Raw genomic sequence first — 12,043 nt, 5'->3', positions numbered from 1 at the left:
GACTGAATTTTTTAAAATTTAAAGTTTTTTTCGCCTACGCGTACATCATTGGATTCTGCCATTTTGATAATCGCCACCCCGAGGAAGTTCCCTGAAATGTTCTCCGGTAAAGAAAACTGAACGGTCTGCTGGGTATCCGGAAGCATGGAAATGGAAATGGCAGGTAATTTTATTTCCTTACCACTGTCTGTATCAGTAAGTTCAAACGCAACGCTGGCATCATTGATGGTGTTCCCGTCATTATGGATGCTTACCGCGACTTTCTTGTTTGCTGTATTCCCACTGCTTACCTCTGCAATATTGGTGATATCCAGGCTTTTTACACGGTTCCCCGTCGGAGTATAAAAGATGTGGAGCCCCACCTCAAATAAGGTGATGATACCAATACCGTTCTGAATACGTGCCTGATCTGCCTGCTGAGGAAGCTGGGTGAAAAACAGCATGCTGTTCGTAACGGCAGATTGGGATGCGTTGGCCGGGATCTGCATGGTTACTGCAATCTCCTTGGTACTTCTCGCAGGAACTGTTACCGTGTTTTCTAAGGTGGATATCCAGGAAGCATTGGAGGTTTTCGAACTGCCTGCATCAAGGTAAACCTTATTTCCGTCTTCTTCTCTGGCCCAATCTTTATAGTTCAGATTAAAAACATAATCCTTATCCGAGCTGTTTTGGAGCGTAACGGTCTGTGTTACTTTTTCTCCCGGGTTACCGGTAAAGAACAGGCGGGTAGGCGACATAGAGATGCTTTGTGCCAGAACTGTGGAAGATCCTGCAAGGATAAAGAGAATGAAAAGGTGGATGAATGTGCGCATGGTGTAAATTTTTAATAAAGATTTGCAAAACTACTGAAAAACACAATAATAGAATCTTTATTGGCTAAAAAAAATATTATAAAGCCGTTGCGGTATAGGTTACGGTTTGTGTATACGTTCCGGCCGGTTTACCTAAGATGTCAGAAGATGATGATTTTGCGGCTGGAATCGTGTAGTCCAGGTTCAGGGTTAAGGCGCTTCCCAGCGGAGCGTTGGAGACTAAAGTCTGATCCATTGCAGATAAAACCACAGCGCTTTTTGTTCCGCCCATAGTTCCGGAAGCAGAAGCGGCTTTGATGGTCAGAACATTGACAGGGATCAGGTTGGTTCCGTTGACAAAGCTTGCTCCTCCTGCTTTTACTTTAACATTAAAGTTCTTCGTTGAAGTCACTTTTAAAGAGTTGGCTTTGGTAATCGTCTGATCAGAGTTGTAGTCTGCTGCGGTAGCATAATTGAAGTCAACCGTATTCCCGATGGCCGTACTTCCTGCATCGATAGAGATGACATCGTTCAGGGTGATGTTTACCGTAGTGGTGGCAGTAGTATTCTGAGCCTGGGCATTATTCGTTCCTAAGATGATGGCTCCAAAAGTTAAGGCTGCGATTACGATTTGTTTTTTCATGATATTTAATTTTATTTAATTATCCTCTTTTGTATACTGCAAATCTACGGCGGCGGTAAAAGTTTCTCTGTAGTGGAACATGGAAGTTGATGTAGTAAAATAACTACAGGACGATTCATTGGATATACATAAAAAGAGGCTGACTCACTTTTGAGACAGCCTTGTATATATAATTACCGTGTTTTATTATAAAGCTGTTGCGGTATACGTTACGGTTTGCGTATACGTTCCGGCCGGTTTACCTAAGATATCAGAAGATGATGACTTTGTGGCTGGAATGGTATAGTCCAGGTTCAGGGTCAGTGCGCTTCCCAGCGGAGCATTGGAGACTAAAGTCTGATCTGTCGCAGATAAAATTACAGCGCTTTTTGTTCCGCCCATGGTTCCGGCAGCAGCAGCGGCTTTGATGGTCAAAACATTAACAGGGATCAGGTTGGTTCCATTAACGAAGCTTGCGCCTCCTGCCTTTACTTTAACATTAAAATTCTTGGTTGAAGTCACTTTCAAAGAGTTGGCTTTGGTGACCGTTTGATCAGAGTTATAATCCGCTGCAGTGGCATAGTTGAAGGCAACGATATTCCCGATAGCCGTACTTCCCGCGTCGATTGAGATGACATCGTTCAGGGTAATATTTACGGTGGTGGTTGCAGTCATATTTTGTGCCTGGGCATTGTTGGTTCCTAAGATGAAAGCTCCGATAGTTAAGGCTGCAATGGCGATTTGTTTTGTCATAATCTTAATAGTTGATTTGTATTCTTGTTGAATTACCCTCTTTTGAACTCGTTCCTGTAGTAAAATAACGATAGAATATTCGTTTGATTTCAATAGAAAGACCTCAATATTTATAAAGTGTTGAGGGCTTATATAAATTTGCTGTGTTTTTTATTATAAAGCTGTTGCAGTATACGTTACGGTTTGTGTATATGTTCCGGCCGGTTTACCTAAGATATCGGAAGATGATGATTTCGCCGCTGGAATCGTGTAGTCCAGGTTCAGGGTTAAGGCGCTTCCCAGCGGAGCGTTGGAGACTAAAGTCTGATCCGTTGCAGATAAAACCACAGCACTTTTTGTTCCGCCCATAGTTCCGGAAGCGGTAGCGGCTTTGATGGTCAGGACATTGACAGGGATCAGGTTGGTTCCATTAACGAAGCTTGCCCCTCCTGCCTTTACCTTAACATTAAAGTTCTTCGTTGAAGTTACTTTTAAAGAGTTGGCTTTGGTAATCGTCTGATCAGAGTTATAATCCGCTGCAGTAGCATAGTTGAAGTCTACCGTATTCCCGATGGCCGTACTTCCCGCATCGATAGAGATGACATCATTCAGGGTGATGTTTACCGTAGTGGTGGCAGTTGTATTCTGAGCCTGGGCATTATTCGTTCCTAAGATGAAAGCTGTGATCGTTAAGGCTGCGATGGCGATTTGTTTTGTCATGATCGTATTATTTTATTTTTTATTCCTGATTAATTGTCCTCTTTTGAACAATACAAATCTACGGCGGCCATAAAAGTTTCTTTGTAGTGGAACATGGAAGTTGATGTAGTAAAATAACTACAGGATGATTCATTGGGTTTAAAAGAAAAACCCTCAACACTGAGAAGTGTTGAGGGCGTATAATAAGATTGGTATTTATTTATAATGCAGTGGCAGTATACGTTATTTTTTGCATGTACGTTCCTTTAGGTTTTCCCAGGAGTACCTTGGATGCTTTTTCTGCCGGAATAGAATAGGCGATATTTAAAGATTGTTTTGCCCCCGGACTTGCGTTGCTGACCAGGACCTGATCGGCTGCAGATAAGGTGACCTCATTCAGGGTTCCCGTTAAACTTCCGCCTGCTATGGCTTTTACCTGTAATACATCTACAGGAATGACATTGGCGCCGTTCACAAAGTTTGCGCCTTCAGATTTTACTTTTACATCGAAATTTTTGGATGAAATGATGATTAAACTATTCGGTACCGTCACACTTTTTGAAGAATTATAGTCGGTTGTATTCACATAATTAAAATCTACAGTACCTCCTGAAGCAACAGATCCAATATCCATTGAAATAACATCTGCTAAATTAATGTTGACGGAGGTAGTAGCCTGACCTTGTGCCAGAACCTGGTGATTTCCTAAAACGATGGCTCCCAGAAATGATGCAGCGATAATGATTTGATTTTTCATGATGTGATAAATTTAAAGGTGTTATATGCTGTCAGTAAAAATTAAATTACATTTATAAATATCATTTATATCAAATCTAACACTATTATCTGACATATCAATAGCTTTTGTTGTTATTTGTTAACTAATTGTTAATAATCAATTTCAATGGTTTATACATTGAAATCGGAGCATGGAAATCAATAACCGGACCAACTGTATCTTCCGGAAGAGATGCATGGAATCATTCAGGAGATGGCGGCACTGTAGGATAGGATCAGATAGGTGTATCTACAATACTTTGATGTAGTAATGGGGTAACTATTCTCTTGGGGAAAGGTAGCTTGGGATCTGTGATCTGCTTTATAGGAATTGATGTAGTAGAGTAGAAGTTTCCAGATACTGCGCTCTTTTTATGGCCTTTTGTACTTATTCAATGATACAGGGAGAAAAAAGGTTATTTAGTGTCTTCCGTATCTATATTTTTTGCTGAAAAAATGCATGAGTATAATACTTGCATTGCAAGCGGGGAAAAGAAACATTTAAGCTTTTATACATTTAATTGTAATTAAAATGGTGGTTATACCATACGACATTATAGAGATACTCTTAATGATGAAGCTAAAATAAATTTTGATATTGATTTTGGAGTTAAAATTGATGATAGAAATGATTTTTTCAAGCCTGATTCATCAACTCCGGAAGGTACAATTATTAGAATTGAAAATTATTATTCAAATAACGACTTAGAAGGTATTATTGCTTTTAAAGATTCTGAAATGGAAGCAGAAAATTTACTTAAAGAAAGAGATGCAATTATTACCGAAGAGACAATAAGTAAAGTATCACAAGCACTAAAATCATCTTTAATAGAAACTTGTCAATCAGGCGAATTTCCAAATTTTGAAAATATAGAAAGGTGTTTTACTATATTAGAAGAAAAAGATGATCAGCGATTAATTGAAGAAAAAGTTATCTATCAAAACGGAAATTATACATTTAATAAATTATGGGTATGGCTATCTAAAGATGGTAATTGGAAAGTTTTAAATCTGGTAGAAGATTAGATGAATACTGCTAAAAAACTACTTGATGCTATAAAAGAATAGGTACAGAGTTATTTTTAATTGAAAGTGGAGAATTTGCCCCGTACGGCACATATATACGAATAAACGGAGATTTAACCTATATTGGAGCTTATTCAGAAACTACTAATTCGAAAGAAATGTATGACCTTTTACTAAACGGCTTCTATGACGATCTTTAAAATTTTCAGAAATAATCTTAACAAAAAATGAGGATGTCCTAAAGTTTGGACATCCTCATTTTTAATTTTTGTAGAGTTATTCAATATGTCTTTTTATTGTCTTATTAAATTAATAAGTTTTTCTGTTGGAATTGTAGTTTTAAAGTTTGTGCAATCCTGAGTAACAATATCAGTATCCGGTAAAAATAATATACTCATATTATTTGGGGTCTCTGGCTTTATTCGTAGATATGTATAACCAGAATCTATACAATCAATTTTCCCTCCACTAAAATACACTAAATAAACTTTCAAGTCCTTTTGAAAGTTCATCCCATAAAAGTCTAATTTATTATCTTGCTTAGCAAAATTATCATATTCAACAATTCCATTGGAATTTGTGATTTTTAGTCTACCTATTAATCTGTCTCTTTTTAAGTTATCTTCAAATCCGAAATTTTCTCTTTTAATAAAATTGAATTCGTAGTTTTTGCCATTAAGTGAACCTTTCCAGGTTCCGACATATTTATCCAGCAGATTATTAACATCTTTCACATAGGTAGTTGTAGGGCAACTTCCTGGTATACATTGAGCCATTGTTTCAAGTGAGACTGTTTGTGCGGTAAAGTAAGTAGATAGGATTAGGCCAATAATATTTAATATGTTTTTCATAATTTTTGTTTTTTAACCTGGACAGCCAGTTGTTGTTTTAGTTTTCTCTGCAGTCAATTTTATTTCATAATTGGTACCATTCTTATCCATTTTGTATAGATTGATAGCTTTAATGTTCATTTTTTCACTGATAAAATTTAGAAATCCACTTTCTAAGTCATTTTCATATTTACTCATGTAATCTACATAACTAATTTTAAAATCTTCGATCTGTTTTTTTGTAAAGCTTTTTATCTGATACTGGTTTCCGGTAAAGCGGATCTGATAATTTCCGGAGCTGGAAACCATAACTGAATAAACATCCGTTAATGGCCTGCCTGCTTCCTGTGCGTTCATTAGCATATCCATAAAATACCACATATCAGCCGGGGAAAACATTTTGATTCCATTCCTTTTAATTTCGTCACCGTTTGAATCTGTATAGGTATAATCATTTGGATGGGTATGTAAATACCCCATTATATTTTTATTTTCCGGTAAGCTTGAATTAGGTAAGGATAAGGTATTGGAATTTTCCGTTTGCCCTGCCGTATCTTTGTAGGTGTAGTTTCCATCAGTCCGCTGGATATATCCTGTTTCACCTTTTAATCCTGTATTGCCTTCTAAAGTTGTAATTTTGCTTTTAAAGGTTGTATTTGTAGTTTGGTCTTTAACTATCTTACAATTATCGACCAGCTGCTTTATTTCCGGAGTATAGGGATATCCCCCTCCTCCTGAACCGCTACCGCCAGAACCGCCATTACCCCCAGTGGAACCACCGCAGTTCCCGTTTACTTCCACGCTCTGGCAGGGTAAGGATGGTCCGGAAGGAGTGCAGTACATTTCACTGTAAGTCGTCTCCATTTCAATAGCGCCAGTAACTTCATTGGTCCACGTCCAGGTGGTTTCAATCGTTATGCATCTTCCTTTTGCCTGATGGCTTAACGGATTATTCAATCTGAATTTGTAAGTTTTGTCCTGTCATAAAAAACTAAGGCGCTGAAGAATTTTTTGGATCCTTCATCATCTTTTCGTTTGAAGAATACCCGGTCTCCTTCTTTATAGACGACAAGGATATAGTTTACCTTTCCATTTTTAATTACCGGTGCTTCCAGAAAAGTTTCCTCTGTTCCCATCGTCACCGAGTAGTCCCAATATATGGTTCCGGAGTTTGCGCTAAAATAGTTCTTATCCGCATACGCATCAAAAACGGCTTTTACATTTTTGATATACTTTTCATCCTCTTTCCAGGGGCTTTTTGATTGATATTCCTTGTTAGCGTCATATGATAAAGGATTACCGGGATCAGATCCGGAATTGAGATCATCATGGATACAGGAATGTACCAGGGTGAGAAAGGCTAAAAGCATGAAAGCTTTCAGAATTAATTTTTGTTTCATTGGCTATACGTTTTATAATTTTAATTACAAAATTACTAAAATTATATCTTATAAAATGTAAAGAAAATTAGATGAATTTTACTTTTTAGGAAAAAAAAGGTGTCTTTGCATAGAAAGTGTCCTACTATTCATTGCGCTTTATTATTGTACTATAAAAAAATATAAAAGGCCTGAAATTTTATTTCAGGTCTTCATCTTTATCTATAGATTTCTTTTAATATCTAATAAAACGGTGGTTTTGTAAGATTTTTAAAGTGGCCGGGTTTAATCACTTTATTTTTTTAGTATGTTTTCTCAATATGTCGTGTCATTAAACAAAGTTTCATAATTTTACAAAGTATGAGTTTAATGTAACAAATTATGAAAATAGGATATGCCCGGGTCTCGACTAAAGACCAAAATTTAGATTTACAAATTGAAGCGCTTGAAAAAGCAGGCTGCGAAAAAATTTACCAGGAGAAAATTTCCGGTACAACAAAAAATCGTCCGGAGCTTGATAAGATGATTGAACACTTTCGAGAAGGTGATGAACTTTATGTATGGAGACTGGACCGTTTAGGAAGAAGCTTAAAAAATATCATTGACCTTGTTCTAAGTTTAAATGATAAGGGTATTATTATAAAAGGTATAACTGATAGAGTAGATACTGCTACTGCAAATGGCCGACTCTTTTTAAATCTTATGGCATCACTTGCTGAATATGAACGGGAATTGATCCGGGAGAGAACCAATGCCGGTTTACAATCTGCCAGGGCAAGAGGTAGATTAGGAGGAAGACCAAAAGGGTATACTCAAGAAACAATTTCCAAACTTTTGCTTTTACGTAATATATATAAGGATGTAACGAAACGTCCGGAAGAAATTTATAAACCGTTTGGATTGACAAGGGCAACATTTTATAGGTATGCTAAAATTTTGGATAATCATACGGATGAAGAAATAAAGAAGATGGCAGTCAGAAAATAATACTAAATTCAGTATAAATACGGATTGCCGTAAATATGAAATATTTCTTATTATTATGTTTGTGAATTGATCTATAGATAGATTTTTTCTAAGCGAGCAAAGTTTTTTAAAAGAATAATGCCATGTGTGATTTTAGGAAGTAATAATATAAAATAATAAAAATTAATTATGAGTAAACCAATTATCGAAGGATTAATTACTTGGCCAAGAAATCTAAGTACATTAAGAGGTGGTGGATTATCGACTTTAAGAGGTGGTGGAATGTCAACATTACGTGATGGTGGAATGTCGACATTGAGAGGTGGCGGATTGTCTACACTTCGAGGTGGTGGAATGTCGACGTTAAGAAATGGAGGATTATCTACTTTACGTTATGGGGGGTTATCAACATTGAGATACGGTGGACTTTCTACATTAAGATACGGAGGTTTATCCACATTGCGGGGTGGCGGTTTATCAACTTTATCTGGCGGCGGAATGTCAACATTATCCACTGATGTTTATAGAAGTAATATTCCACCTTTACCATATTTTTTGAGAGAGCTAGATGCTCGAGGTTATAAACGAGAAGCTGAAATGATTAGATATTATTTACCCGAAGAATTATGGCCGGAAAACTTTTTTAATTGATTTTAAAATCAAAAAATGGTACACAATATAATCTTTTTACAAAATATATGTTTTAGATACTTTGGCACTAAACCCGTGCTTCCGGTTTCAAAATAAAAAACATACGAGCATTACCGTTTAACTCTGTGCCATATCTCAAAAAAAACTAACTAATATAATATGAATGTATCTTTAACTTTTCAAGAATTTTTAGGCAATATTAAAATCAGTGACGAAAAGGCGTCAACAATTTCTAATAGATACGGTAGAATTACCAAAGCTTTAAACAAATATTTTCGTACTACCGAATCCACAATTGCAAATAGCTTACAAGTAGGTTCTTATGGTAGATATAGTGGTATAAAAGGTATTTCAGATCTTGACATGTTATATGTGATTCCGGCATCAAAATGGGATAATTATAACCAAAAAGGAGGACAGTTAAAATTATTACAGGATACTAAAACTGCCATCTCAAATACATACTCAGCATCGGATATTAAAGTGGATAGATGTGTAGTCACTGTGAAATTTTCTGACGGTACCCATATTGATGTACAGCCTACTTTCGAAATGGAAGATCAAGATTACAAATATCCAGACACTTATGGTGATGGATCATGGAAAATCACAAAACCACGAAAAGAGATGGATGCAATGTTAGAGGCTTCGGACAATATAAATAAGAACCTTCGAAGATTATGTAAAATGGCAAGATCTTGGAAAAACAAAAATGGTGTTTGTATGGGGGGCTTATTAATTGATACTTTAGCATACAATTTTTTAAATTCTACAACATATTTTGATACTAAAAGTTATTATTACTACGATGAAATGAGTCGAGATTTTTTTAAATATCTGTATGAGCAACCAAAGGATCAAACAATTTATGGAGCTTTAGGTAGTAAACAACATGTAAAAGTTAAAAAATCTTTTAAAAAAAAAGCTAACAAGGCGTATAATTTAGCTAATGAGGCTATTGGATCAACATCTGATCAAACTAAACATAATAAATGGCGAGATGTATATGGAAGTGCTTTCCCTAAATATGAAAATGAAGAGAATGAAGCAAAAGCAATTAATTTGCATTATGAAAATACCGAAGAATTCATAGATGATTTACATTTTGTTGAAATAAAATACAACCTTGAAATTGATTGTGAAGTTAAACAGAATGGATATAGAGAAGGACTACTCAGAGAATATTTAAGGAAAAGATATCCATTGATAGCGGGAAAATCACTTCGTTTTTTTATCTCCGAAATTGATGTTCCACACCCTTACATCGTAAAATGGAAAGTTACAAATAGAGGTAATGAAGCGATTAAGAAGAATTGTATCAGAGGACAAATAACAACTGATGGCGGTTATGAACAAAGAATTGAAAGTTCAAGTTTTAAAGGCGGACATTTTGTTGAATGTTATATTATTAAAGATAACATAGTAGTTGCAAAAGATTCAATTGATGTTCCTATTTCAGGTTAATTATTAATAAAAATATTATGATTGAAAGCAAAATTTTACTTGAGTCTCAAATAAGAGAAATTTATGGAAGAGTGATCTATACTCACAAGACGCACGAAAAATGCGCGGATGTATTAAAAAACCGAAATGATTCATTAAAAATAATTGAAATAATTTTATCAGTATTAACAACTACAAGTATTTTAGTAGTAATTTTTGGAGAGGGAAAAATATTTCAATTTTTGGCAGCATTATTTTCTACTATTTTACTTGGATTAACATTATATTCAAAAGATTACAATTTATTAGCTTTGGCAGAAAAGCATAAACAAGCTGCTTTAGATATTCTCGAAGTAAGAGAAAAATTATTGTCCTTACTAGTAGATATTAAAATTGGAAATATTGATCTTGCAATTTTGCAAGAAACTAGAAATACACTAAGTCAGCAATTAATCAGTACATATAGAGGAGCTCCAAAAACAATAAACAAAGCATATCAGATTGCTTCAAGAGCTTTACAAAAAAATGAAGAATTTACATTTTCTGATGAAGAGATTGATAAATTTTTACCTGATAGCTTGAGAAGAGTAAGATAAGTATATGTAGCCGATGTGAGCAGTGTATAATTTAACCCAAAAAAGGAATTTGAATGATTAGACGAATAATTTTAATTACAGGACATCCACAAAACGAACAAGATAAGAATTCCTTTAATTTCTATCTTAATTATTACTATAATTATTTTAGAGGAAATTCTGGTGGAGCTTACGATGAAGACGAGATTATTATTTATGAACAACCAAAATCAGCAGAATTAAAATCTTTAACAAAAAATTTTATTTCAGATTACGCAGTTATTGTACTTATCGGACACGGAGCAACAACGAACGAAAATCAAGCATTCCAAATAAATAAAGACGAAATTATTAAAGCTGGTCAGTTGGAACTTAATATTGAAAAACAGTTAATAATAGTTGAAAGTTGTAGAGATATCCTCAACAAAGTATTTCAAATTGACCTAAATGATAGATTACCTAAATTCGAGTATGGTGGAATAATAAGAGCACCAATAAATAGAGACATAGCTAAAGAACTTTACAATGATAGAATTTTGAAATGTAATAATGGTGTAACTGTATGTTTTGCCTGTAGTAAAGGTGGAAGTGCATGGAACTACTATTTTTCTTTTTCATTACTACAGGCTGCTTTCAATTGGCATTTAAGTAGTCAAAATCACTTCCAAACTTTAGGAATATGCGCGTTAATGGAATTTGTAAAAACAAATGTTCAGGGATTAACGAAAAAAGAAATTGATAAGGAACAAAATCCGGAAATCATTGGAACAGAAGACTTCCCTTTTGCGGTCAGCAAGTTTTAAAAAAAACTTCGAACAATGAAGATTAGTACTATAGGGCAAATTGAAATATTAGCTTTAATTACCTCATAACAGTATCAATCGCAGGCAACAAAACTGAAGACAGGTTCGGTAAAGAAGGATTAGTTATAGAAACAGCTTTAAATATTTAAATGTCAAGAATATATCAAACATCAGTAATGGGAGAGGCCCATATCAGGGTGGCACTCGTCAGCCAGGGTGAAGCAGATTTATTGGTTTATCGGGTTTCTTCGCCAGGACTCGCTGTTGTCGATGCACGGTGGTTTATTACCCGTAATAGGCAGGATGCAACATGTTGTGTTATTTTTACTTCTGTTGGTATGGCGCAGGTCAAGGTATGTTTTGTGGATACTTATGGTGAACCTGGATGGCAGAAGGAAAGCCGGTACCGAGGTAAATTGGGCTAGGAATCTCTCTCCTAAAATTATGATATTGTCATCAAATGTGATTCTGGATCTTTTATAATTAAAATTCCTTTGATCAATAAGGGTATAAATAATTAATCTCTAAAAAAGATATGATGCAACAAGTGATTTTGGTTTTAGATGAAAGAATTAGATGGTATAAAAATGCTATCAAAAACAATGAGAAAAAGTTAGATGAAATGTCTAAAGAAATTGTTGCAGATTGTAAAAAGAATCTTGCTGAATTTCAGAAGGCAAAAAAAATACTCCAAAATATATAATCTCAAAAAACGATAGATTGCCATTTCATAAGTTTACATTCCAAAC

The 12,043-nt window shown here is 35.0% G+C and carries 16 protein-coding genes; 8 read left to right on the top strand and 8 right to left on the bottom strand.

The genetic code is table 11. The features are described 5' to 3' along the window. Nucleotides 1–11: 11 nt before the first annotated feature. From CGB83_RS04185 to CGB83_RS04165, 5 genes are all read right to left on the bottom strand, one after another. A complete protein-coding gene (locus CGB83_RS04185) occupies nucleotides 12–812 on the bottom strand; it encodes a fimbrial biogenesis chaperone (RefSeq protein ID WP_228420089.1) in 801 nt (266 codons plus the stop codon). A 76-nt stretch (nucleotides 813–888) separates the two neighbouring features. Further along, nucleotides 889–1,434, bottom strand: coding sequence for a peptidoglycan-binding protein LysM (locus CGB83_RS04180; RefSeq protein WP_100074668.1), 546 nt, complete (start codon nucleotides 1,432–1,434; stop codon nucleotides 889–891). A gap of 186 nt (nucleotides 1,435–1,620) precedes the next feature. Beyond that, nucleotides 1,621–2,166, bottom strand: a complete 546-nt coding sequence (locus tag CGB83_RS04175) for a peptidoglycan-binding protein LysM (protein WP_100074667.1) — start codon at nucleotides 2,164–2,166, stop codon at nucleotides 1,621–1,623. Between the two features lie 153 nt (nucleotides 2,167–2,319). Beyond that, nucleotides 2,320–2,865, bottom strand: coding sequence for a peptidoglycan-binding protein LysM (locus CGB83_RS04170; protein ID WP_100074666.1), 546 nt, complete (start codon nucleotides 2,863–2,865; stop codon nucleotides 2,320–2,322). A gap of 199 nt (nucleotides 2,866–3,064) precedes the next feature. Next, nucleotides 3,065–3,601, bottom strand: a complete 537-nt coding sequence (locus CGB83_RS04165; protein ID WP_100074665.1) for a peptidoglycan-binding protein LysM — start codon at nucleotides 3,599–3,601, stop codon at nucleotides 3,065–3,067. 758 nt (nucleotides 3,602–4,359) lie between these two features. Between CGB83_RS04165 and CGB83_RS04160 the strand changes: the two genes are divergently transcribed. Beyond that, nucleotides 4,360–4,647, top strand: coding sequence for a hypothetical protein (locus tag CGB83_RS04160; protein WP_100074664.1), 288 nt, complete (start codon nucleotides 4,360–4,362; stop codon nucleotides 4,645–4,647). Between the two features lie 293 nt (nucleotides 4,648–4,940). On the opposite strand, the gene CGB83_RS04150 is transcribed toward CGB83_RS04160, so the two are convergent. From CGB83_RS04150 to CGB83_RS04140, 3 genes are all read right to left on the bottom strand, one after another. Beyond that, the gene (locus CGB83_RS04150; RefSeq protein WP_157761307.1) at nucleotides 4,941–5,498 is read right to left on the bottom strand and encodes a DUF6705 family protein; all 558 of its coding nucleotides are present in this window, start codon (nucleotides 5,496–5,498) and stop codon (nucleotides 4,941–4,943) included. A gap of 12 nt (nucleotides 5,499–5,510) precedes the next feature. Continuing rightward, nucleotides 5,511–6,278: a hypothetical protein gene (locus tag CGB83_RS04145; protein WP_157761305.1), complete on the bottom strand. Its 768-nt coding sequence runs from the start codon at nucleotides 6,276–6,278 to the stop codon at nucleotides 5,511–5,513. Nucleotides 6,279–6,430: 152 nt separating this feature from the next. After that, complete coding sequence (locus CGB83_RS04140) at nucleotides 6,431–6,877, bottom strand: hypothetical protein (RefSeq protein ID WP_100074661.1); 447 nt, start codon at nucleotides 6,875–6,877, stop codon at nucleotides 6,431–6,433. Nucleotides 6,878–7,237: 360 nt separating this feature from the next. On the opposite strand from CGB83_RS04140, the gene CGB83_RS04135 reads away from it, so the two are divergent. The 7 genes from CGB83_RS04135 to CGB83_RS20095 all read left to right on the top strand — a co-directional run bounded on the left by CGB83_RS04135 (nucleotide 7,238) and on the right by CGB83_RS20095 (nucleotide 11,997). After that, a complete protein-coding gene (locus CGB83_RS04135) occupies nucleotides 7,238–7,843 on the top strand; it encodes a recombinase family protein (RefSeq protein ID WP_100074660.1) in 606 nt (201 codons plus the stop codon). Between the two features lie 168 nt (nucleotides 7,844–8,011). Next, entirely contained in the window at nucleotides 8,012–8,473 is a 462-nt protein-coding gene (locus CGB83_RS04130; RefSeq protein WP_100074659.1) for a hypothetical protein, read from the top strand. Nucleotides 8,474–8,632: 159 nt separating this feature from the next. Continuing rightward, nucleotides 8,633–9,937 (top strand): nucleotide-binding domain-containing protein, encoded by a 1,305-nt coding sequence (locus CGB83_RS04125; protein WP_100074658.1) that lies wholly within the window; start codon nucleotides 8,633–8,635, stop codon nucleotides 9,935–9,937. A gap of 17 nt (nucleotides 9,938–9,954) precedes the next feature. Beyond that, a complete protein-coding gene (locus CGB83_RS04120; protein ID WP_100074657.1) occupies nucleotides 9,955–10,512 on the top strand; it encodes an SLATT domain-containing protein in 558 nt (185 codons plus the stop codon). Nucleotides 10,513–10,565: 53 nt separating this feature from the next. Then, on the top strand, nucleotides 10,566–11,294 hold the full coding sequence (locus CGB83_RS04115) for a hypothetical protein (protein ID WP_100074656.1): 729 nt from the start codon (nucleotides 10,566–10,568) through the stop codon (nucleotides 11,292–11,294). 149 nt (nucleotides 11,295–11,443) lie between these two features. After that, entirely contained in the window at nucleotides 11,444–11,719 is a 276-nt protein-coding gene (locus tag CGB83_RS04110) for a 7(1) septoil knot domain-containing protein (RefSeq protein ID WP_100074655.1), read from the top strand. A gap of 110 nt (nucleotides 11,720–11,829) precedes the next feature. After that, nucleotides 11,830–11,997, top strand: coding sequence for a hypothetical protein (locus CGB83_RS20095; protein WP_157761303.1), 168 nt, complete (start codon nucleotides 11,830–11,832; stop codon nucleotides 11,995–11,997). The last annotated feature ends 46 nt before the right edge of the window (nucleotides 11,998–12,043 follow it).

The sequence above is a fragment of the Chryseobacterium camelliae genome, assembly GCF_002770595.1.
GTDB lineage: Bacteria > Bacteroidota > Bacteroidia > Flavobacteriales > Weeksellaceae > Chryseobacterium > Chryseobacterium camelliae.
Note: the sequence above shows the minus strand (reverse complement) of the source record. Positions and strands in the feature narration are given on the sequence as shown.